The organism is Lentzea sp. NPDC006480 (assembly GCF_040611995.1).
In the GTDB taxonomy this organism is placed as follows: domain Bacteria; phylum Actinomycetota; class Actinomycetes; order Mycobacteriales; family Pseudonocardiaceae; genus Lentzea.
This window is the reverse complement of the sequence record NZ_JBEXPJ010000150.1, coordinates 1-22,350: the sequence shown is the minus strand read 5'-3', so window position 1 is coordinate 22,350 and position 22,350 is coordinate 1. Positions and strand designations below refer to the sequence as shown.

The window sequence follows — 22,350 nt, the reverse complement described above, 5'->3', positions numbered from 1 at the left end:
ACACGAACCCGATCGTGCGTGCCCGCAGCGCCGACAAAGCGTTGTCCGACAACGTGGATATGTCGTGCCCGTCGAAGATCCGCTGCTGCTCGTGTGCACCAACAGCAAACGCGACGTCTGCTGCGCGCTGTACGGGCGCCCGATCGCCACCGCGCTGAACCTCTGGGAGTGCACCCACACCGGCGGGCATCGGTTCGCGCCCACCGGCGTGCTGCTGCCGACCGGTCACCTGTACGGACGACTCGACCACCAGCTGGCGCAGCGCGTGGTCACCGAGGGCATCATGGCCGACCGGTGCCGGGGACGTTCCTGCTTCACCCCGCGCGGCCAGGTCGCGGAGGTCGCCGTGCGGGCGCAGATCGGCGAGACCCGCGACGTGCTCACCGTCGTCGGCGAGACCGAGGACTCCGCGACCGTGCGGCACACCGACGGCCGCGAGTGGCGGGTGGCGCTGACCGAGCAGCCCGTACCGCCGCGGCCGGCGAGCTGCGGGAAGTCCCCCGACATCGCGATCGCCCTGGTCGCCACCGCGGTTGACCAGCTCGTCGAGGTCTGCCGATAACGTCGATCAGGTGCCCACCCTGATCCACCTCAACGGCCCCACCGGCGTCGGCAAGTCCACCATCGCCGCCCGCTACGCCGCCGCTCACCCCAAGACGCTCAACCTCGACGCCGACGAGATCGTCCGGCTCGTCGGCGGCTGGCAGGACGACTTCTTCGGCACCGTCGACCTCGTCCGGCCGCTCGCGATCACCATTGCGCAGCACCACCTGGCGTCCGGGCACGACGTCGTGATGCCGCAACTGGTGAACAGGCACGACCAACGCGACCTCTTCGCGCAGGCCGCGCGATCCGCAGGCGCGGACTACCGGGAGCTCGTGCTGCTCGCCCCCGCCGAGGTCGCCGTCGAGCGGTTCCGGGAACGGGCGCACCACATCGACGCTGTGGTCGAGAAGCTCGGCGGGGAGGCGTTGATCAACCGGGTCTGCGGGCAGTTCGCCGCCTACGTCACGCCCGAGTCGCTCGTCATCCAGACCGCGGGCCAGGACCTGGGCGAGACGTACGAAACGGTGATCGCGGCCCTGACCCGGTGGGTAGCGTGATCGTCATGGGTCCCCTGCTGAGCACGCATCCCGTGCACCGAAGACGCTTCGGCGGCCTGGTCGCGCTGACCGTGTCGCTGATCTGCTCGCTGCTGGTCGTGCTCGCGTTCGTCCTCGACTTCGACGGCGCCCAACTCGCGCTGCTCGCCTTCGCGTTCCCCCTGCTGATCTCCGTGCCCGCGGCCGTGGTGATGCTGCGCAACTCCCGGCTCCAGGAGACGTTCGAGCTGCACGAGGACGGCCTTGCCCGCGTCAGGAACGGCGTGCGGCAGGCCTGGACGTGGAACCAGGTCCGCGCGCTCGACCTCACCCCGCGCGGCACCGACCTGGTCTGCGCCATCCGGTTCGACGACGACGAGGTCGTGAGCTTCTCGGCGACCGACACCGACAGGGAGGCACCGGCCCTGTTGTTCATGCGGATCAGACCGCGATCTTCCACTTCTGCGCGATCGAGCCGTTGCAGTCGTGCAGCTGCAGCGGTGCGAATTCCGAGGTGTCCGCGAACCGGAGGTCGAGGCACCGGCCGGACGCCGGGTTGAGGATCGAGCCGTCGTCGCGCGGACGCCAGATCTGGCCGGGCGTGCCGCCGCAGTCGAAGATCTCGATCAGCGTCTCGTTCACCACCCGGTCACCGGCCGCGCCCATGCAGCGGGCCGCGGTGGTGATCTTGCCGTTGGCCGGTCGCCACTGCTGGGCAGCCGTGCCGTTGCAGTCGTGCAACTGCAGCTGGTTGCCGTTCGCCGCGTAGGCGCCGGGCAGGTCGAGGCACCGGCCGAACGCCTGGAGCGTGCCGGCCACGCTCGTCCACTGCTGTGCGGGCGAGCCGTTGCAGTCGTGCAGCTGGATCGGCGTGCCGTTGGCGTTGACGCCGTTGGTCACGTCGAGGCACTTGCCCAGCACGGTGTACGAGTTGTTGGGACCGGCGGCCCAGGTCTGCTTCGCGGCGTCGGTGCAGGCGTTCAGCACGATCCTGGTGCCGTTGGCGGTGCCACCGTCCGCGGCCTCGACGCACTTGGCCTGCAGCTCGATCATGCCGCTCGCCTTCACCACCCAGTTCTGCATGCCGGTGGTGTTGCAGGAGTGGTACTGCACCGGGTTGCCGTTGAGCAGGCGCGCGTTCGGGGTCTCGACGCACTTGTCCGCTGGGCCGGTGATCGTGCCGGCGGGCTCCACGTCGATGGTCTGGTGGATCCACGACGCGATGTCGTCGACGCGGACCTGTGTGCCGCCCTGACGGCTCTCGGTGACGGTGAGGCAACCGTGCTGCCAGGACGTGGAGGTGATGCCGGCGAGCTGACCGCCTGCCAGGCTGGGGCCGCCCGCGTCTCCCTTGCAGGTGTCCTTTCCGGACGGGCTCGTGATGGCGAACGACGCGGAGCCGAGCGCGCCGACGGTGAACGGCGCGATGCTCGCCTTGTCCGGCACCCACCTGTCCTCGGTGCGGCCGTATCCGATGACCTGCACGGTCGCGCCGGTGGCAGGCACCGTGGTGGCGATCGGCAGCACGGGCAGGTCGAGGACCGGGATGGACAGCTTGACCAATGCGAGGTCGCGGTCGCCACGGGGCACGATCCTGGTGGCCTGCTGGACGCGGCCGACGGTGCCGGTGAGGTCGCCGCGGCCGACGGTCAGCGTGATCGCGCTGGTCGGCGTGCCGTCCGCGTTGTGCGGCACGCAGTTCTTCGCGGTGACAACCCACAGCGGCGCGACGAGGCTGCCGGTGCACGCCCCGGCCGGGCTCTGGATCTTGGCGACGTAGCGGTGCACGTCGTTGCCCACGGTGGTGCCGCCACCGACAGCGCTCGCGGCGGTGCCCGCGAAGATGAGCGCGGCGGAGGCGAACACGCCCATGGACGCGCGTCTGTACGACGGTGATTTCACTTGTGTCCCCCAGATTGATCTTCCTGAAGGCCGGCACCTCAACACGCGAGGCGCCGGCCGGTTCACTGCGGTGACCGGTCGTCAGACCGTGAGCTTCCACTTCTGGTGAGGCCTGCCGTTGCAGGCGAAGAGCTGCAGCCGCGTGCTGTCCGCGGTGCTGCCCTCGCGCAGGTCGAGGCACCGGCCCGAAGCGGGGTTCACGATCGAGCCGTCGTCGGCCGGAACCCAGCGCTGACCGGTGCTGCCGAGGCAGTCGAACAGCTCGATCTCGGTTCCGTCGGCGGTGCGGTCGCCCGCGGCGCCCATGCAGCGGGCGAAGGTGCGGATCTTGCCGCCGCCGATGTCCCACCGCTGCGCCGCGCTGCCGTTGCAGTCGTAGATGTTCAGCCCGATCAGGTCGTTGGCCATGGCACCGGGGATGTCGAGGCACCGGCCGAACACCCGCAGCGAGTTGTCCGACGGGTTGCGCGTCCACCGCTGGGCGGCGCTGCCGTTGCAGTCGTAGAGCTGCACCTCGCTGCCGTTGGCGTTGACGCCGTTCTTCACGTCGAGGCACTTGCCGACCGCGCGGATCGACTCGTCCGGGCCGAAGGTGAACTCCTGCGCCGGGTGCGTGTGACAGCTGTAGATCTGGATCTTCGTGCCGTTGGCGGTGCTGCCGGAGTCGACGTCGAGGCACTTCTGCTGGAGCTGGATCGTCTGGTCGGCCCGCAGCTGCCACCACTGGGTGTCGCGGCCGTTGCAGCCGTAGTACTGCACCGGGTTGCCGTTGGCGATCCGGCCGTTCGCGTTGTCGACGCACTTGTCGTCCTTGCCACCGATCGGGCCGGACGGCACCACGTCGATGGTCTGGTGGATCCACGACGCGATGTCGTCGACGCGGACCTGTGTGCCGCCCTGACGGCTCTCGGTGACCGTGAGGCAGCCGTGCTGCCAGGACGTCGAGGTGATGCCGGCGAGCTGACCGCCTGCCAGGGCGGGGCCGCCCGCGTCTCCCTTGCAGGTGTCCTTTCCGGACGGGCTCGTGATCGCGAACGATGCCGAGCCGAGCGCGCCGACAGTGAACGGCGCGATGCTCGCCTTGTCCGGCACCCACTTGTCCTCGGTGCGGCCGTACCCGATCACCTGCACGGTCGCGCCCGCGGCCGGCGCGGTGGTGGCGATCGGCAGCACGGGCACGTCGACGACCGGGATCGAGAGCTTGACCAGCGCGAGGTCGCGGTCGGCCCGAGGAACGACCTTGGTCGCCTGTTGCACGCGGCCCGCGGTGCCGGTGAGGTCGCCGCGGCCGACGGTCAGCGTGATCGCGCTGGTCGGCGTGCCGTCCGCGTTGTGCGGCACGCAGTTCTTCGTCGTGACCACCCACAACGGCGCGACCAGGCTGCCGGTGCACGCACCGGTCGCCGTCTGGATCTTGGTCACGTACCGGTGGACGTCGTTGCCCACGGTGGTACCGCCACCGACAGCGCTCGCGGCGGTGCCCGCGAGGATCAGCGCGGCGGATGCGAACACGCCAATGGACGCGCGTCTGTACGACGGAAATTTCACTCTGTGCCCCCCAGGTCACGGAAAGTCCGCGCACATCATAGGCACGCTCAGAGGTGCCGGAGAACCGTGCGCAGCTCGTCTCGCCCTGTTACCCCGAGCACGCCGTATATGGCGTGCAAATGGTTGTCCACGGTCCGCTTGGACGTGTGCAACTGTTCCGCGATCTGCTGGTTCGTGAGACCGGACGTGGCCAGCCGGGCGACCTCCGCCTGGCGCCGGGTCAGGTGCGTCAGGCCGTCCGCCCGCAACGCCGGGGTGCGCACGCCGTCGAAGTCGCGCATCAGCAACGCCTGCCGCGCGGAGGCCTGGGACGCGGCGCGGACGTTGCCCTGGGTCCGGTGCAGGCGGGCGGCGGACGCGAGAGCCTCGGCGGCGAAGAGGGTGGCGTCCATCCGCAGGAAGTCGGCCGCCACGGCCTCCAGGACCGTCGGTGCGGCGTGCGCGAGGGCGGTCGCGTGTGCCGCGTAGGCCGCGGTCATCGGATCGTCCATGGTGGACGTGAGGGCCGCCAGGCGCAGGGACGTGTCGACGCCGAAGCGGGCGGCGTCGTGCAGGGCCATGGCCTCGCACGAGTGCATGCCGATCGAGGCGCACTCGTCCGCGGCCGCCATCGCCGCGTCGGCCGCGCCGCGGACATCGCCCGCGGCGGCGAGCACCCAGGAGCGGGAGAGCGAGACCGTCATCCCGGTCAGCCGCCAGGCCGCGCGGCGGGACTTCTCGGCACGGGCCAGGGCGTCCTGGGCCAGGCCGGCGTCGCCGCACAACGCCGCGGCCTCGGCCAGGCTCGCCAGCGCGATCGTGTCGAAGATCAGGTGCTTGTCCGGTGTCTTCGGACTGCCTTCGCGGGCCAGACGCAGGGCCTGCGAACCGTGGCCACGCATGCGCGCACAGAACGACAACAGGCTGTAGATCGAGGAATTGCCGACGATGTCCAACTCGTCGAACGTCGTGTCGCGCAAGGTCATGGCCAGCGCCTCCGCCTCGGCGAAGCGGCCGCTGAACGCCAGCGCGAAGCAGCGCATCCGCAGCGTGCCGTAGTCCTGCGCGGCCGGGGACTCGTCCGTCACCGCCAGAGCCTCGTACCCGGTGATCTCCTCCTCGGTCTCGCGGTACCGGCCAGCGTGCAGCAGGCACAACGCCCTGATGCGTCGCATGTGGACGGACAGCTCCGGCACCACGGGCTGGTTGCTGAGCTCCAGCACCGCGGCCACCGGACCGCGCTGCGCCATCTGGATGGTGCGGACCACCGTCAGCCAGTCCCGCAGGTCCTCGGGAAGCACAGTCACGTCCACGCTGTCGAGCACCGCTTCGGCGGCGTCCGCGTCGGCCAGCCCGAAGTAGAGGTTCATGGACCTGGTGGTGGCGAGGCGGCTCAGGTCCGCGGCCGACAACGGGCCGCTCATCACGTCTGCCAGCGTGGCCTCCGCCTGCTCCGGCGCGCGGCCGTACATCAGCACCTGGCCGAACACGTGCCCGACCTGGTCGAGGCCACCCGCGTCGACGGCCGCGCGGCACAGGCGTTCGGCGAGCGTCACGTCCTGCGCCGCCCACGCCTGTTCCGCGGCCGCGGCCAGCAGGTCGAGCGAGATCGGCGAGCCACCGTCGAGCCGCCACGTCGCGATGCGCATCAGATCTTCCCGACGGCGCGCACCCGTGGCCTCCAGACCGGCGGCCAACGCGCGTTGGTGCTCCTGCGCGCGCACGGGCGGACACGTGGCCCGCAACAGGCTGCCGTACAACGGATGCCCCAGTCGCACGACGGTTCGCCGCCCGGACGACTCGACCCGGATCAGGGCACGGGTCTCCAGGTCGTCGAGCGCTTCCTCCTGCACCAGTGACGCGAGCAGGTCCAGCTCGACCGGCTCGGAGTAGGCGAGCAGCTCCAGGGCCAGCCGGTGCGACGGTTCGAGCCGGCCGAGGTTCTCCTGCACGAGCTCGCCGAGCCGCCCGCCCAGCTCGATCGCGCCGTGCCACGACCAGATGCCCTCGACCTCGCGCAACGACCCGACGGCGCGCCCCGAGACCACGAGTTCCCTGAGGTACAAGGGGTTTCCGGCGCTGCCCGACCACAGCAACGCGACCGACCGCGAGTCCACCGGTCCGTCCAGCGCGCGTTCCAGCAGCTCGTCGGACTCGGCCCGGGACAGGTCTGCGAGCGGGTACCGCTGCAGCAGTCCCTCCTGCCACAGTTCGGCGCGCTCACCGGGCCGTGACGTCACCAACACGCGCGCATGCCCGTGCCGGATCACGTGATGCAACATGCCGATGGACGCGTCATCGAGCAGATGCGCGTCGTCCACCACGATCGCCAACGGCTGTGGCTCGGCCAGCAGATGCTCCACGGCCCGACCGAGCGGATTTGCCGTGCGCATGTCCGCGGGCAGCATTGCGGCGAGAGCCCCGAACGGGATCGGCGACGTCGCCACCGTCGCGTAGCAGCGCCGCACGGTGAAGCCGGTTTGTTCCAGTCGCCCCACGACCTCGTCGGCGAGGCGGGTCTTGCCCACCCCGGCCGGCCCGACGAGCGCGGCGCCTTTTCCGTTCGGTTCGGTGAGCGCGGACATCACGTCCTGAAGCTCCCGCACCCTGCCCACGAACGGCCACACAGCTCGCAGTGTGCCGAAGATTCCCTCAGACGCACATATGGTTTTGCTCGAGTCCGAAAAGGATGGGCACGAAAGTGTGGGCGTCATCCTTGCCCGAAGAGTGCGCGCAGCCCGCCTCGTCCCGTCACACCTACTGCGGCGTACGTCGTGTGCAGGTGGTTGTCCACGGTCCGTTTGGCGATGGCGAGCCGTTCGGCGATCTCCACGTTCGTCAGCCCGGCCACGGCCAGACGCGCGATCTCCAGCTGACGCGGTGTCAACGCGGCGAGGGTGCTCGTCACGACCAGGCCAGGCGTGGTGGCGCCGTCGAACGACTCCGCGAGCGCCGAGGCCTGTCGCTCCAGCCGTTCCGCCTCACGGGGACGGTCGTGCAGCCGGGAGAGTCTGCTGGCCTCCGCGAGCGCCTCGGCCGCGTACAAATTGGCGCCGCACGCCGCGAACGCCGCCGCCACCTCCTCCAGCCCCGCCGGGTCACGCAACGCGCGCGCCTGGGCGTGGGTGGCATACGCGGTCGTCAGCGGGTCCTTGCGAGTTTTCGCCAGCTCCAGCAGCCGCGGCGAGGTGTCCGCGCCGAACCGGGCGGCGTCGTGCAGCGACCCGATCTCGTCGCAGTGAGCGCCGTGTGCACGTGCGGCGGCGGCGTTGTCCAAGGCTGCCTGCATCGCTTCGTTGACGCGTCCCGCGCCCGCGAGCACCCACGACCGCGCGGCTCCCACCGCGAACCGTGCGATCCGCCAGGCCGGTCGCAAGCCTCCTTCCGCGCGGGCCAACGCCCGTTCCGCGCGGTCGGACTGCCCCTGCAGCGCGGCACCGGCGGCGAGCTCGGCCAGCAGCAGCACGTCCCACATCATCGGTAGGGCACCGGATTCCGGGATGCCCTCCGCGGTGATCCGGACGGCCGCGGCGGCCTGGCCCCGCAACCGGGCGCTCTGGCTCAGCAGCACCCGCGGCGGCACCTGGGTGACCGACCAGCGGTCCTCCTCGATCACCTCGGCCAGCGCCTGCGCGGCCCGCTGTTCGGCCCCGGCCAGGTCACCGATCCGCAGGATGCTCTCGTTGCGCACCCCGTTCGCCGCGTTCACCAGCGACGGGAACCGCCCGGCGGTCGCCGTGACCGCCTCGTGGTTGGCCTCGATCCGTTCGATCGCCTCGGTGTAGCGGCCGGCGAACTGGTCCGCGAACGCCAGCAGCTGACGCCCCGCCGTCTCCGCCCAGCCGCCCTCGGCGATCAGCAGCTCGCCGCCCAGCCGCGCGATCCGCAACGGCGCGGCCTCCAGCGCGAAGGTCAGCGCGAAGAACAGCACCGCGTGTTCCAGCTCCGGCGGCAGCTCCTGCTCGGTGACCTCGTCGAGCACCGCGACGGCCGCGTCCTCGTCGCCAAGGCCGAAGAACAGGTTGAACGCGCGCGTACAGCCCACCTGGATCACGGTGAGCATGTCGCCGCCCGCCGCCATCGTCTCGGCGAGCACCTCTTCGGCCTGTGCGCACTGACGCTGGTACATCAGCACGAGACCGAGCACGAGCCCCACGCGCGATGTCGCCCCACGTGCCACGGCGGCGCGCGAGAGTCGTTCGGCGAGCTCCCAGTCCTGGGCGGACAGTGCCTGCTCGGCGGCCCGTGCGAGCACGTCCGGCGACTCCGCCGTGCCGCTGTCCAGCCGCCAGGTCGCGACGCGCACCGCGTCACCGGGCCGGGCAGCGCCTTCTGCTTCGAGCCGGTCGGCGAGGGCTCTTCGGTGCGCTCTGGCTCTCAGCGTCGGGCACGTCGCCCGCAAGCGCGCGCTGTAGAGCGGATGTGCGACGCGCGCGCGTCCGTCGTCACCGACGCGCACGAACCCCATGTCCACGAGGTCCTGCGGGATCGGCATCAGCTCGGGCTCCAGGGGCTCCCCGTACGCGAGCAGCTCCAGCGCCCGGCGCTGCGGCTCGGCGAGCCGTCCCAGCGTCAGGTCGACCAGTTCGGCGAGCCGCCCGGACAGCTCCAGCGGCCCGTTCCAGTTCCAGCCGCCCTGGGTCTCGGTGAGCACGCCCGAGTGCAGCCCGGTCGCGACGAGCTCCTTGAGGTACAACGGGTTGCCCTGGCTGTTCGACCACACCAGGTGCCGGGTCGAGGCGTCCGCGGGCCCGCCGAGCGCGGCCGTGAGCAACGCGTCCGCCCGCTCCTGGTCGAGCGCGTCGACGTGCACGACGGTCAGCCCCTCGATGCCGGGCCATCCCAGCCGTGCCGTGCAGATGACCCGCGTCAGCTTGTGGCGCACCACGTGCTGCAACACCAACAACGACGTGTCGTCGAGCAGATGGGCGTCATCGATCGACAACACCCGCCGCCCGCCGCGGGCGAGGTGCTCGGCGGCGGCACGCACCGACGACGCCGGCAGAAGACCAGGGCCGGGCGCCCCGGCGGGAAGGTCGGTGGGCACGTGCGACGCGATCGCGCCGAGCGGGATCCGGGACGTGGCGATCGTGGCGTAACACCGCACCACGGGATGCGGCACGGCGGCGAGCACCTCCGCGGCCAGGCGGGTCTTGCCGACTCCGGGAGGACCGGACAGCAGCACCGCGCCGTCCACGGCCAGCGCCCGCAGCGCCGCCCGCAGCTGACTCTCGCGCCCGACCAGGGGCAGCTGATCGCTCACAGCTGGTAAGTGCTCGCTTCCGTTGTGCAGATACCCAAGTTGAGCACGCCCATGCTCATGACGACGACAACCGGCCCTCCCAGGATGTCGTGAGTGCCGAAATCCGGCACGAAGAGGGGGAGTCACGAGGAAGAAAGCCGCGATCTTCGCCGCGGGCCGCCGCCGGGGGACGGCTCGTGGTCGACTGCCAGGAACGCGACCAGCCGGCTGTGGCAGTGGGGACCCGCAGCAGCCGTTGCACCTGCGCAACGCGCACAGCGGCAAGTGCCTGACGGCCGCGTGGGGCAACCTCGACAACGGCAGCTGTGGGACTGCGCGGCCGGCGGCGGTGCCCTCGGCGAACGGCAGCTGATTTCCCAGAAGACGTATCAGGCGGCGCGCGGCGAGCGTCAGGACCGCATGAAACCTTTCGTGCGCAAGATCGCGCTCCTGGCCTCGCTCGCACTCGTCTCCGGCGGCCTGCTCGTCAGCACGTCCGCCTCGGCGGGCGCGCAGGCCGGGGCTTACGTCCAGTCGAAGTTCAACGGGCGGTGCATGACCGCCGCCACCGACCAGGAGGGCGCCGGCGTCCTCATGGCCGACTGCCAGGGCGCCCCGACCCAGTACTGGTACTGGGACGGCCTGAAGCTGCGCAACGCCAGCAACGGCAAGTGCCTGAGCGCCGCCTGGGGCAACGGCGACAACGGCGCGGCGCTGCAGATGTTCAACTGCTGGGCGGGCAGCAACGCGTTCCAGATGTTCTACCGCCCGGCCTCGCACGACTACGAGATCGGCCGGATCCGGTCGTGGCTCGGCGGCAACCGGTGCGTCGAGATCGCGGGCGCGAACTGGTGGAACGGCGCCTCCGTGCAGCTCTGGGACTGTCACGGAGGCGGCAACCAGTACTGGTGGGTCTAAGCGACTACCTGTTTCGGAAGGCCGTTGGCGGAGTTCTCGTCGGCGGCCTTCGGCGCGCTCTTCATGGCGTCCATCAGCTGCCGGGCGAGCCCGAGCCCCGTCCCACCCATCGACAACGCCTTGGTCAGCAGGTCCGAAACGCCGTCGGCACCGTTGAACACGACCATGTGGTCGACGTTGCCGAACGCCTTGGACGCCGCTTCCACGATCTCCGGCCACTTCTCCGCGAGCTGCTGGGCGACGACCGCGTCGGGGTTCTCGGCGAGCGCCGCCGACCGGGCGCTGATCGCCTCCGCCTCGGCGAGACCCTGCGCCTTGCGCGCCTCGGCCTCGGCCAGACCCTGCGCCTTGGTGGCGTCCGCGATGGCCAGGCCGCGTGCCTTCGCCGCGACCGCCTCGGCCTCACCGGTGGCCCGCGTCGCCTCCGCTTCCGCCACGGCCGCCGCCTTCACCCGCGTCGCGTCGGCGGCAGCGCGCAGTTCGATCTCCCGGGCGTGCGCCTCGGCACGGGCGATCTGCGCGTCGCGTTCGGCGTCGGCCAGGGTCCGCGTCTCGTACGCGCGGGCGTCGGCGGGCTTGCGGACCTGTGCCTGCAGCTTCTGCTCGGCGAGATCGGCTTCGAGCTCGACGGCCCGCGTCTCCTGCACGACGACCTGCTGCCGTGAGGTCGCCATGGCGAGCGGACCCGCCTGCTGCGACTCGGCCTTCGCCTGGTCGATCTCCGCCTGGTACGAGGCGGCTTTGATCTGCGCGTCCCGCCACGCGGCCGCCTTCTTGGCGTTCGCGACCTGCTCGGCCTCGGTGGCCTCCTGGTCGCGCTGTGCCTCGGCGATGCGCGCGGACGCGGCGATGGCGGCGGCGTGCGGCTTGCCGAGGTTCTTGATGTAGCCGGTCGTGTCGTCGATCTCCTGGATCTGCAACGAGTCCACGATCAGCCCGAGCTTGCTCATCTCGTCCGCCGACGACTGCCGCACCTGGGCCGTGAGCGCCTCGCGGTTGTGCAGCATGTCCTCGATCGTCAGGCTGCCCACGATCGAGCGCAGGTGCCCGGCGAACAGCGAGTGCGTCTTGTCGTCCATGCGGTCCTGCTGGTCGAGGAACCGCCGCGCGGAGTTCGCGATCGAGGCGTAGTCGTCGCCGACCTTGTAGATCACCACGCCGCGGACGTGCACCGGGATGCCCTGGTTCGTCACGCACGAGACCTGCAGATCGGCCACCCGCGTGTCGAGCGAGAGCCGGCGCGCGGTCTGGAAACCGGGCAGCACCAGCACGCCCTTACCGGTGACGATCTTGAACGTCAGGCTGTCGGCGGTCTCCCGGATTCCCCGTGCACCGAGCCCGGAGATGATCAACGCCTCGTTCGGCTCCGCGACCCGCCACAACGCGCGCAGGAGCAGGAACAGGATCAGCACGACGAAAATGACGCCGCCGATGCCGAATAAGAGAGTTTCGTCCATTTCGCAGTCCCCCTAACGATGGGGAGACCTCGCTCCGGAAGCCTCCCACGACAAATACTGTCGCCGACCAGGCTTCCCGGCACACCAAGGAGAACTCTACAGCGGACGCCACCTCTGGACATAGACCGTCCGGGGTTCTTCGAAGTCCACGACGAGGATTTGCTGACCGATTTCAATCACACTTGATTCGTCCGCCGGGTAGGCGTAAAAGGCCTCCGCGCCACCCCGCACCGAAATCATCACCTCGCCCACGAGACCGGGCCCGACCCTGCCGGTCACCCGGCCTCGTTTGCCGATCATCAGTAGCCGAGCGCGGTCTTGATGTCCTGCTCGACGGCGGCGGTCGTGACGAACAGCAGCTCGTCGCCGCCCTCCAGGGTGTCGTCCGGCTGCGGCACGATGACCCGCCCGCCGCGCAGGATCGTCACGAGCGCGGCGTCACGCGGCAGCGTCAGCTCCGACACCGCGCGCCCGGCGAACGGCGTCGTCTCGTCGAGCGTGATCTCCACGAGGTTCGCCTGCCCCTGCCGCAACGTCAGCAGCCGCACCACGTCCCCGATCGTCACGGACTCCTCGACCATCGCGGCGAGCAACCGCGGCGTGGACACGGCCACGTCGACACCCCACGACTCGGTGAAGAGCCATTCGTTCGTCGGGTCGTTCACGCGCGCGACGACACGGCGGACCGCGAACTCGGTCTTGGCGAGCAGCGACACCACGAGGTTGACCTTGTCGTCACCGGTCGCGGCGATCACCACGTCGCACAGCTGCATGCCCGCATCCTCCAAAGAGGACAATTCGCACGCGTCGGCCTGCACCCACTCGGCCTGCTCGACGGAGTTCGGGTCGAAGTGCGCCCGGTCCCGCTCGATCAGCATGACCTGGTGCCCGTCCTGCACGAGCTCCTGCGCGATGGAGCGCCCCACCGCGCCCGCACCAGCGATCGCGACCCGCATCAGCTCTCCTCCGGTGCCTGCTGCGCCGCCGCCGCGACGTCGGTGATCGTGCCGGACAGCGCCGCCACGTAGATGGTGTCGTCGGCCTGCACGACCGTCTTCGCGTCCGGCAGCACGCCCGTGCCGAACCGCATCAGGAACGCGACACGCGCGCCGATGGCCCCTTCGAGCTCGAACACGGGCCTTCCGACCCACTCCTCGGAGACCTCGACCGGCAGCACCGCCACCGTGCCGGACGGGTCGCGCCACGCGGTCGCCGCGCCCTCGGGCAGCAGCATCCGCAGGAACCGGTCAGTCGACCACGGCACCGTGGCCACCGTCGGGATGCCCAACCGCTCGTAGACGGCCGCGCGCTTGTGGTCGTAGATGCGCGCGACGACGTGCTCGACGCCGAACGTCTCCCGTGCGACGCGCGCCGAGATGATGTTGGAGTTGTCGCCGCTCGACACGGCGGCGAACGCGCCCGCGCGTTCGACTCCGGCCTCGATCAGGACATTGCGGTCGAAACCGTTGCCGACGACCTGCTGGCCGTGGAAGTCGCTGCCCAGCCTGCGGAACGACTGCGGGTCCTTGTCGATCACGGCGACCTGGTGGTCGAGCCGCTCCAAGGCCCTGGCCAGGGAGGCTCCCACCCGGCCACACCCCATGATCACCACGTGCACGACATGCCTCCTCAGGCGAACTCTGCGCAGAACCTACCGAGCATTAGCCCGTCCCGGTGAGTGGACCCCTTACGCTCTGGCCGTGTCCAAGCTCGCCACCGCTGCCAAACGCCTCCTGGTCGGACGGCCGTTCCGCAGTGATCGTCTCGCTCACACGCTGCTGCCCAAACGCATCGCGCTCCCCGTGTTCGCCTCCGACGCCATGTCGTCGGTCGCGTACGCGCCGGAGGAGATCTTCCTGATGCTGTCGGTGGCGGGGCTGAGCGCCTACGCGATGGCTCCCTGGGTGGGTGTCGCGGTGGTCGTGGTGATGCTCACCGTGGTCGCCAGCTACCGGCAGAACGTGCACGCCTACCCGTCCGGCGGCGGTGACTACGAGGTCGCGACGGTCAACCTGGGGCGCAGAGCGGGGCTCACCGTGGCGAGCGCCCTGCTCGTGGACTACATCCTCACGGTCGCGGTGTCGATCTCGGCCGCGATGGCGAACATCGGGTCGGCCATTCCGTTCGTCGCGACGCACAAGGCGTTGTTCGCGGTGGCGGCCATCGTCATCCTCACGGCGATCAACCTGCGCGGCATCCGCGAGTCCGGCACGGCGTTCGCGATCCCGACCTACGCGTTCATGATCGGCATCATGGTCCTGATCGCGTGGGGCCTGTTCCGCGGCTTCGTGCTCGGTGACGAGATGCGCGCGGAGAGCGCCGGGTTCGAGATCCACGCCGAGGGCGACCACCTGATGGGCCTGGCGTTCGTGTTCCTGGTGCTGCGGGCGTTCTCGTCCGGTTGTGCCGCGCTGACCGGTGTCGAGGCGATCAGCAACGGCGTGCCGGCGTTCCGCAAGCCCAAGTCCCGCAACGCCGCGACGACGTTGCTGCTGATGGGCACGATCTCGGTGACGATGCTGATGGGCCTGATCGTGCTCGCCCAGCTGACCGACGTGCGGATGGCCGAGTTCCCGGCGGACCAGATCGAGAACGCGCCGAAGGACTACGAGCAGAAGACGATGGTGGCGCAGGTCGCGCACGCCGTGTTCGACAACTTCCCGCCGGGCTTCTTCTTCATCGCGGGCGTCACGGCGCTGATCCTGGTGCTCGCCGCGAACACCGCGTTCAACGGCTTCCCGGTGCTCGGCTCGATCCTCGCCCAGGACCGCTACCTGCCGCGCCAGCTGCACACCCGCGGCGACCGGCTGGCGTTCTCCAACGGCATTCTCTTCCTGGCCGGGTTCGCGGTCGTCCTGGTGATCGCGTTCGACGCCGAGGTGACGCGGCTGATCCAGCTCTACATCGTGGGCGTGTTCGTGTCGTTCACGCTGAGCCAGCTCGGCATGATCAGGCACTGGAAGCGGCTGCTCAAGACCGAGACCGACGTCCAGGCCCGCAGCCGGATGCGGCGCTCGCAGGCGATCAACACGTTCGGTCTGGTGATGACCGCGACCGTGCTGATCGTCGTGCTGATCACGAAGTTCACCAAGGGCGCGTGGATCGCCATCGCCGCGATGGCCGCCATCTACGCGTTGATGACGGCGATCCGCAAGCATTACGACACCGTCGCCGAGGAGCTGCGCCAGCAGGAGCGCGTGCGCACGATGCCCGCGCGCAACCACGCGATGGTGCTGGTGTCCAAACTGCACATGCCGACGCTGCGGGCGTTGTCCTACGCCAAGGCGACGCGGCCGGACGTGCTGGAGGCCGTCACGGTCAACGTCGACGACGGTGACACGCGCAAGCTCGTCGCGGACTGGGAGCGGGAGAACTTCAAGATCCCGCTGAAGGTGATCGAGTCGCCGTATCGCGAGATCACCAAGCCCGTGCTGGACTACGTGAAGCGGGTGAAGTCCGACAACCCGCGGGACGTGGTCACCGTGTTCATCCCCGAGTACGTCGTCGGTCACTGGTGGGAGCAGCTGCTGCACAACCAGAGCGCGTTGCGGCTCAAGGGAAGGCTGCTGTTCCAGCCGGGTGTCATGGTCACCAGCGTGCCGTGGCAGCTGGCGTCCTCCGTGAAGGTTCGTGACAAGGACGTCATCGCACCCGGTGCCGTCCGAAGGGGACTCGACGACCGATGAGCGACATGGCCAAAGAAGACTGGACTGGTCGGAAGTTCGAAGTAGAGGTTGGTCCCGTCGCACATGGCGGCCACTTCGTTGCACGGCATGAGGGACGCGTTCTGTTCGTGCGTCACGCATTGCCCGGTGAGCGTGTCGTCGTCTCGGTTTACGAAGACAACGGCGGGTCGTTCTGCCGTGCGGACGCCGTGGAGATCCTTGCGGCGTCACCGGATCGGGTGGAACCGCCGTGCCCGTTCAGCGGGCCGGGGATGTGCGGTGGCTGCGACTTCCAGCACGTGTCGTGGGACGCGCAACGGGAGCTGAAGGCCCAGGTCGTCCGCGAGCAGCTGAGCCGGCTCGCCAAGATCGAACGCGACGTGGTCGTGGAGGCGCTGCCGGGCGGCCCGCTGGAGTGGCGGACCCGGATCCGGATGGCTCTCGACAGGGACGGACGGCCCGGTTTCCGCGGCACCCGTTCCCACGACGTGATCCCGATCGACCACTGTGTGATCGCCCGGCCGGGCATGGTCGAGGCGGTGGCCGACCGGAAGTGGCGGGCGCAGGAGCTCACCATCGTCCAGGACGGTGACGGCAACCGTCATGTGGGTGAGGTGCGCGGCCGACACACCGCGCGACGCGCCGGAACCGGTACGGCCGTGGAGACGGCCGCCCAACGAAAGTGGCGAATTTCTGCCGACGGTTTCTGGCAGGTCCACCCGGCCGCCGCGGACACGTTCGCGTCCGTCGTGGGGGAGTGGGCCGCCGCTGAGCCGGGGCAACGCGCGTGGGACCTCTACGGCGGCGCGGGGCTCTTCGCGTCGGTGCTCGGGCGACAGGTCGGCGAGACCGGATCCGTGCTGGTCGTGGAGTCGTTTCCGGGTGCGGTGGAAGACGGCAGGCGCAACCTCCGCCGCATGTCCCAGGTGGAGTGGGTGGCGGACAAGGTGGAGCGCGCCGTCACGCGCAGACTGCCCGTTGAGGACCCTCATGTCGTGGTGCTCGACCCGCCCCGCAAGGGCGCCGGGAAGGTCGTTGTGGCTGAAGTCGCACGACGGCGTCCCGAGCGGGTCGTCTACGTGGCCTGCGACCCTGCCGCACTTGCTCGCGACCTGGCTGAATTCACAGTTCAGGGGTATCGGCTCGAGGAACTGCGGGCGTTCGACGCGTTCCCGATGACCCATCACATGGAGTGCATCGCGCTGCTCGTACCTGAGACGAGGTAAGTCAGCGTCTCAGTCGAGCCTCCGTAGACTGGGCCGAAGTCTTCAGGAGTGAGGTGGGCGTGGTGACCCTGCTGGAGTCCGTGCACGGACCGGCTGATCTGAAACGGATGGACGAGGCGCAGCTGAAGCAGCTGTGCGACGAGATCCGGCGTTTCCTGGTCGACAAGGTGTCCAAGACGGGCGGCCACCTGGGGCCCAACCTGGGAGTCGTCGAGCTGACCGTGGCTCTGCACCGGGTCTTCGACTCGCCGCGGGACCCGATCGTCTTCGACACGGGGCACCAGTCGTACGTGCACAAGATCGTCACGGGCCGCCGCGACGGCTTCGACAAGCTGCGCCAGCAGGGCGGTCTGTCGGGCTACCCGTCGCGGTCGGAGTCCGAGCACGACGTGCAGGAGAGCTCGCACGCCTCGACGGCGCTGTCGTACGCCGACGGCCTGGCGAAGGCGAAGCAGATCAACGGCGCGCCCGGCCACGTGATCGCGGTCGTGGGTGACGGCGCGCTGACCGGCGGCATGTGCTGGGAGGCGTTGAACAACATCGCGGCGGACAAGACGCGTCCGGTCGTGATCGTGGTCAACGACAACGGCCGCTCGTACTCGCCGACGATCGGTGGTCTCGCGGACCACCTGTCCTCGTTGCGTCTGCGTCCCGGCTACGAGCGCGTGCTGGAGAAGGGCAAGAGCGCGCTGCAGCACACGCCGTTCTTCGGCAAGCCGCTGTACGCCGCTTTGCACGCCGCCAAGCGCGGCATCAAGGACGCGCTGGCGCCGCAGGCGATGTTCGAGGACCTGGGCCTGAAGTACATCGGTCCGGTCGACGGCCACGACCAGGCGACGCTGGAGTCAGCCCTGCAGCGCGCGAAGTCGTTCGGCGGCCCGGTGATCGTGCACGCCGTCACGCGCAAGGGCATGGGGTTCGCGCCGGCCGAGAACCACGAGGCCGACCAGATGCACGCCACCGGCGTCATCGACCCGATCACCGGCGAGGACGTGAAGCCCGCCGGCCGGACGTGGACGCACGTGTTCTCCGACTCCCTGGTGGAGATCGGCCGCGAGCGCTCCGACCTCGTGGCGATCACCGCCGCGATGCAGGGCCCCACCGGTCTGGACGCGTTCGCGAAGGCGTTCCCCGAGCGCTTCTACGACGTCGGCATCGCCGAGCAGCACGCGTTCACCTCCGCCGCCGGTCTCGCGATCGGCGGGCTGCACCCGGTCGTCGCCGTCTACGCGACGTTCCTGAACCGTGCGTTCGACCAGCTGCTGATGGACGTCGCGCTGCACAAGCAGGGCGTCACGGTCGTGCTGGACCGCTCGGGCGTCACCGGCCCGGACGGCGCGTCGCACCACGGCATGTGGGACATGTCCATCTGCGGTGTCGTCCCCGGCATCCACGTGGCCGCGCCGCGCGACGCCGCGACCCTGGCCGAGGAGCTGCGCGAGGCCGTGGCGATCTCGGACGCGCCTTCGGTGATCCGCTACCCGAAGGCCTCTGTGGGTGCGGACCTGCCTGCTCTGGAGCGCGTGGGTTCCGTTGACGTTCTTCGGCGGTCGGGCAACGACGTGCTGTTGGTGTCCGTTGGCGCGTTGGGAGAGCTCGCGCTCGATGCCGCCGGACGGTTGGAGGACCAGGGCATCGGCGTGACGGTCGTCGACCCGCGGTGGATCTACCCGATGTCGTCGGACCTCGTGTCGATGGCCGCAGCGCACAAGCTCGTGGTGACCGTTGAGGACGGTGGCCGCCACGGTGGCTTCGGCTCGTCGTTCGCGGCCGCGTTGCGCGACGCCGACATCGACGTGCCGTTGCGCGACATCGCTCTGCCGCAACAGTTCCACGACCACGGCTCGCGTGGCGAGGTGCTGGCCCTGTGCGGCATCACCGCGCAGGACGTCGCTCGCCGCGTCACCGAGTGGGCTTCGCGCCTGGAGTGCCTGCCCGTCGAAATCGACGAGCCAGCGGACAAGTAGATCGGTTACGCTCCACCTCGCGTCCGTTCTTGCGGCCCAGCAGGTCTCCCTCGCTCGGGTCCCGCGTTCCGCGGACGCGTGGTCGCTCTAAAGGCACCGGGTTCACACCCAAATTGCCACGACCCCGGTCGCACACGGGGACGGCGGGCCTTGAAAGTCCTTTCCGGACTTCCGCCCGCCGTCTCGCCGGCCGGGGTCGTGCTGTGCCTGGCCACAGTGGATCTCTTTGGGGTGGAGACGATGAAGCACACGCTGTTCCCGTGGGAGCGGGCTGTCCGGTTCGATCGCGGCGTGCTGGTGGGCGAGGTCGAGCCCGGTCAGCACAAGTTGCCGCGACACGTCGTGCTGCACCGTGTCGACATGCGTCCGCGCTCTCTCACGCCGGCCGCACAGGACGTGCCGACCTCCGACGGTGTGCTGGTCCGCGTGACCGTTGTCGTCCGTTGGGCCGTGGCCTCGGCGACGACGTTCGTCGTGGCGTCTGCCCGACCGGAGGACGAGCTCTACACGGCCGTGCAGCTGGCATTGCGCAGTGCGGTGGTCACGCGCGCGCACTCCGCCGTCGACCCCGAACGCGAGGCCGTTGCCGCTGAGGTGCTGGCTGCGGTGTCCGCCCGCGCCGCCGAGCTGGGTGTCGTGGTGTCCGAAGTGGCCGTTCGCGACGTCGTGATGCCCGGCGAGCTGCGCCGTGCCGCGCTGGCCGAGCTGGTGGCGGCGGCCGAGGGACGTGCGGCGCTGGAGCGGGCCCGCGGCGAGACGGCCGCGCTGCGGTCGTTGCTGAACGCGGCCCGGCTGGCGGAGGAGCACCCGGCGTTGCTGGAGCTCCGCGCACTGCAGTCCGCCTCGACCGTCGTGGTGGACCGCCCGGCTCGCAAGTCCTGATCAGCGCATCCAGAGCAGCGTGGTCCGCGCCTCGCTGAGCCGCCACCCGTCCGGCGTCCTCGTGGCGGCGCAGGCCAGGCGCAGGCCGCTGGTCCGGTGGGGCGCCTCGCCGTCGCGGAAGAAGCGGACGACCGAGTTCGCCGAGGCAGCGGCCTGGTCGCCGTCGACGTTCACCACGACGTCGGTGGTGAACAGGTCTGCGATCTCGATGCGGTCGTGCTCGGAACCCAGCTGACTGGCGGAAAGCCCTGACCCAGTTGCTCACCCATTACCAACAGCACGCGTGAAGGTGCGAGTTCGCGCCGACCGACGCGGCATGAAGACACCGTTAAGCGTCGTCTCAGGTCTGTATGGCACCTTGGTGGCGTGCGGATTTTGGTAGTCGAGGACGAGGCGCCTCTGGCCGACGCGATCGCTCGCGGCCTGAGGCGCGAAGGTATGGCCGTGGACGTCGCCTACGACGGCGAGACCGGGCACGAGAAGTCGACCGTGACGCGGTACGACGTGGTGGTGCTCGACCGCGACCTGCCGGGGATGTCCGGCGACGAGCTGTGCAAGGAGATCCTCAGCTCCGGCGCGCTCACCAGGGTCATGATGCTGACGGCGAGCGGGTCCATCGAGGACCGCGTGTCCGGGTTGTCGCTGGGGGCCGACGACTACCTCGCGAAGCCGTTCGCGTTTCCTGAGCTGGTCGCGCGCGTACGGGCGTTGGCGCGGCGTGCGACGCCCGCGACGCCGCCGGTGCTGTCTGCGCGTGACGTCGAGTTGGACCCGGCGCGGCGCACGGTGTCGCGTGGCGGGCAGCCGATCGAGCTGACCCGCAAGGAGTTCGGCGTGCTCGAAGTGCTGCTCGCGGCCAAGGGGTCGGTGGTGAGCAGCGAGGAACTGTTGGAGCGGGTGTGGGACGAGAACGCCGACCCGTTCACCACGACCGTGCGCGTCACGGTGATGACGTTGCGCAAGAAGCTGGGCGAACCGGGCATCATCGACACCGTCGTGGGCTCCGGGTACCGGGTGCCGAGTGCTTCGATCGGACCAGCTGAGGGCTGAAATCGTGCGTAGGCGCGGACCGGGACTTCGTCTCCGGATCACGCTCCTCACCACCGCGCTGGTCGCGGTGGTGAGTGCTGTGCTGCTCTTCCTCGGGTGGACTCTGGTCGGGCGGGTCTTCGACTCGTCGCCGTCGTTCCCGCCGGGCAGCCAGGTGACGGTCGACGGGGTCAACGTCGACGTGACCGTGTTGACGAACGCGTTGACGGCCGCCGCGCGCAAGGACTTGCTGCAGGCGGGGCTCATCGCGTTCGCGTGCATGGTGGTGGCTGCCGCTGTGCTGGCGTGGACGTTCACGGGCCGTGTGCTGAAACCGCTCCACGACGTGACGGGCGCGGCGCGGCGGTTGTCGGCGGAGTCGCTCGGTTCGCGGTTGCGGCTGGAAGGGCCGCGAGACGAGGTCGCGGAGCTCGCGGACACGTTCGACGCGATGCTCGACCGTCTTGAGGCCGCCTTCGATTCGCAACGACGGTTCGTGGCGAACGCATCGCACGAACTGCGCACCCCTCTCTCGGTGGTGCGCACGGAGCTGGACGTGACTCTGTCCGATCCGGACGCTGACGTTGCAGAGCTCCGTCGCATGGCCGGGGTGGTGCGCGCGGCGGGGGAGCGTGCGGAGCAATTGGTGTCCGCGCTGCTGCTGCTCGCGCGCACGGACGGTATTGGGCTCGCGGTGCGTGAGCCGGTCGATCTCTCCTCTGTCGTCGAGTCCGCGTGGAAGGCCGTGCGTGCGGAGGCCGAGGCACGGAACCTGCGCACGGTGTTCCGGTGCGTGCCGGCGCTCGCGGTCGGGGATCCCGCACTGCTCGAGCGCATCGCGGGCAACCTGCTGGAGAACGCCGTGCGCCACAACCACGTCGGCGGGTGGATCGAGACCGTGGTGGAGACGGGACCGCAGTGGTCTCTGCTGCGAGTGTCGTCGTCCGGTGCGTTGATCCCGCCGGACCGCGTCGAGGAGCTGTTCGAGCCGTTCCGGCGCGGGGTCAAGGACCGCACCAGCCAGTCCGGCACGGGTCTCGGGCTCTCGATCGTGCGCGCCGCGGTGGCCGCGCACGGCGGGTTTGCGCAGGCAGTGGCCGTGCCGACGGGTGGTCTGTCGGTCACCGTGCACCTGCCCGTGGCACCCCGCTGAGAGCGGATGCAAGATTGCTGGCGTGGCCCCGGTCACACTGCGCGTCGATCTTGGCTGTTTGCGGCCACTCGTGTGGCGTCTGACCTGCGGTTACGCCGTAAGTGACCCCCGATTTGGATCTCAGAAGGCCGCCGTGTAAATTTCTCTCTGCCAGCGCGGAACGGGCCGGGAAACACCGGAACGGAGCGCGGCGAAAGACTTCTAAGCCTGACACAGCCCCGGAAGTGACTCTCCTCGGAGATGAGCTGCGGTGAGCGCGTGTTCTTTGAGAACTCAACAGCGTGCCGAAACACAGCCAGT

General features: G+C 69.9%; 19 protein-coding genes. 10 read left to right on the top strand and 9 right to left on the bottom strand.

Annotated elements, in window-relative coordinates; translation table 11 throughout:
* The first annotated feature begins 64 nt into the window (after positions 1-64).
* The 3 genes from ABZX92_RS36865 to ABZX92_RS36855 are packed head-to-tail and all read left to right on the top strand — an operon-like array spanning position 65 to position 1,642.
* Positions 65-562, top strand: coding sequence for a sucrase ferredoxin (locus ABZX92_RS36865; protein ID WP_355570086.1), 498 nt, complete (start codon positions 65-67; stop codon positions 560-562).
* Positions 563-572: 10 nt separating this feature from the next.
* Positions 573-1,103 carry an AAA family ATPase gene (locus ABZX92_RS36860; RefSeq protein ID WP_355570084.1) on the top strand — a complete coding sequence of 177 codons (531 nt, stop codon included), beginning with the start codon at positions 573-575 and terminating at the stop codon, positions 1,101-1,103.
* A 5-nt stretch (positions 1,104-1,108) separates the two neighbouring features.
* A complete protein-coding gene (locus ABZX92_RS36855; RefSeq protein ID WP_355570082.1) occupies positions 1,109-1,642 on the top strand; it encodes a hypothetical protein in 534 nt (177 codons plus the stop codon).
* Here ABZX92_RS36855 and ABZX92_RS36850 read toward each other — a convergent pair.
* The 4 genes from ABZX92_RS36850 to ABZX92_RS36835 all read right to left on the bottom strand — a co-directional run bounded on the left by ABZX92_RS36850 (position 1,524) and on the right by ABZX92_RS36835 (position 9,774).
* On the bottom strand, positions 1,524-2,954 hold the full coding sequence (locus ABZX92_RS36850) for a ricin-type beta-trefoil lectin domain protein (protein WP_355570080.1): 1,431 nt from the start codon (positions 2,952-2,954) through the stop codon (positions 1,524-1,526). The two genes, ABZX92_RS36855 and ABZX92_RS36850, sit on opposite strands and share 119 nt — an antisense overlap.
* Before the next feature lie 111 nt (positions 2,955-3,065).
* A complete protein-coding gene (locus ABZX92_RS36845) occupies positions 3,066-4,496 on the bottom strand; it encodes a ricin-type beta-trefoil lectin domain protein (protein ID WP_355570078.1) in 1,431 nt (476 codons plus the stop codon).
* 83 nt (positions 4,497-4,579) lie between these two features.
* Positions 4,580-7,138, bottom strand: a complete 2,559-nt coding sequence (locus tag ABZX92_RS36840) for a LuxR C-terminal-related transcriptional regulator (protein ID WP_355570076.1) — start codon at positions 7,136-7,138, stop codon at positions 4,580-4,582.
* A gap of 83 nt (positions 7,139-7,221) precedes the next feature.
* Positions 7,222-9,774, bottom strand: a complete 2,553-nt coding sequence (locus tag ABZX92_RS36835) for an AAA family ATPase (protein WP_355570074.1) — start codon at positions 9,772-9,774, stop codon at positions 7,222-7,224.
* Positions 9,775-10,173: 399 nt separating this feature from the next.
* Here ABZX92_RS36835 and ABZX92_RS36830 point away from each other — a divergent pair, with 399 nt between their 5' ends.
* Positions 10,174-10,671 (top strand): RICIN domain-containing protein, encoded by a 498-nt coding sequence (locus tag ABZX92_RS36830; protein WP_355570072.1) that lies wholly within the window; start codon positions 10,174-10,176, stop codon positions 10,669-10,671.
* Here ABZX92_RS36830 and ABZX92_RS36825 read toward each other — a convergent pair.
* The 4 genes from ABZX92_RS36825 to ABZX92_RS36810 form a co-directional block, all read right to left on the bottom strand.
* A complete protein-coding gene (locus tag ABZX92_RS36825) occupies positions 10,668-12,128 on the bottom strand; it encodes an SPFH domain-containing protein (protein ID WP_355570070.1) in 1,461 nt (486 codons plus the stop codon). The two genes, ABZX92_RS36830 and ABZX92_RS36825, sit on opposite strands and share 4 nt — an antisense overlap.
* Before the next feature lie 96 nt (positions 12,129-12,224).
* Positions 12,225-12,407 carry a hypothetical protein gene (locus tag ABZX92_RS36820; RefSeq protein ID WP_355570068.1) on the bottom strand — a complete coding sequence of 61 codons (183 nt, stop codon included), beginning with the start codon at positions 12,405-12,407 and terminating at the stop codon, positions 12,225-12,227.
* Between the two features lie 20 nt (positions 12,408-12,427).
* Positions 12,428-13,084 carry a TrkA family potassium uptake protein gene (locus ABZX92_RS36815; protein WP_355570066.1) on the bottom strand — a complete coding sequence of 219 codons (657 nt, stop codon included), beginning with the start codon at positions 13,082-13,084 and terminating at the stop codon, positions 12,428-12,430.
* A complete protein-coding gene (locus ABZX92_RS36810) occupies positions 13,084-13,746 on the bottom strand; it encodes a TrkA family potassium uptake protein (protein WP_355570064.1) in 663 nt (220 codons plus the stop codon). The genes ABZX92_RS36815 and ABZX92_RS36810 overlap by 1 nt, the downstream gene beginning before the upstream one ends.
* An 82-nt stretch (positions 13,747-13,828) precedes the next feature.
* Here ABZX92_RS36810 and ABZX92_RS36805 point away from each other — a divergent pair, with 82 nt between their 5' ends.
* The 4 genes from ABZX92_RS36805 (at position 13,829) to ABZX92_RS36790 (ending at position 19,868) form a co-directional block, all read left to right on the top strand.
* Positions 13,829-15,814 carry an APC family permease gene (locus tag ABZX92_RS36805; protein WP_355570063.1) on the top strand — a complete coding sequence of 662 codons (1,986 nt, stop codon included), beginning with the start codon at positions 13,829-13,831 and terminating at the stop codon, positions 15,812-15,814.
* 5 nt (positions 15,815-15,819) lie between these two features.
* Positions 15,820-17,019, top strand: a complete 1,200-nt coding sequence (locus tag ABZX92_RS36800) for a class I SAM-dependent RNA methyltransferase (RefSeq protein WP_355570061.1) — start codon at positions 15,820-15,822, stop codon at positions 17,017-17,019.
* Between the two features lie 62 nt (positions 17,020-17,081).
* On the top strand, positions 17,082-18,986 hold the full coding sequence (gene dxs / locus ABZX92_RS36795) for a 1-deoxy-D-xylulose-5-phosphate synthase (protein WP_355570059.1): 1,905 nt from the start codon (positions 17,082-17,084) through the stop codon (positions 18,984-18,986).
* Between the two features lie 240 nt (positions 18,987-19,226).
* Entirely contained in the window at positions 19,227-19,868 is a 642-nt protein-coding gene (locus ABZX92_RS36790) for an SPFH domain-containing protein (RefSeq protein ID WP_355570057.1), read from the top strand.
* Here the strand turns inward: ABZX92_RS36790 and ABZX92_RS36785 are convergent, their stop codons facing one another.
* On the bottom strand, positions 19,869-20,078 hold the full coding sequence (locus tag ABZX92_RS36785; protein ID WP_355570087.1) for a nuclear transport factor 2 family protein: 210 nt from the start codon (positions 20,076-20,078) through the stop codon (positions 19,869-19,871).
* 156 nt (positions 20,079-20,234) lie between these two features.
* Here ABZX92_RS36785 and ABZX92_RS36780 point away from each other — a divergent pair, with 156 nt between their 5' ends.
* Complete coding sequence (locus ABZX92_RS36780; protein WP_355570055.1) at positions 20,235-20,918, top strand: response regulator transcription factor; 684 nt, start codon at positions 20,235-20,237, stop codon at positions 20,916-20,918.
* Between the two features lie 4 nt (positions 20,919-20,922).
* Positions 20,923-22,050, top strand: a complete 1,128-nt coding sequence (locus tag ABZX92_RS36775) for a HAMP domain-containing sensor histidine kinase (protein ID WP_355570053.1) — start codon at positions 20,923-20,925, stop codon at positions 22,048-22,050.
* The last annotated feature ends 300 nt before the right edge of the window (positions 22,051-22,350 follow it).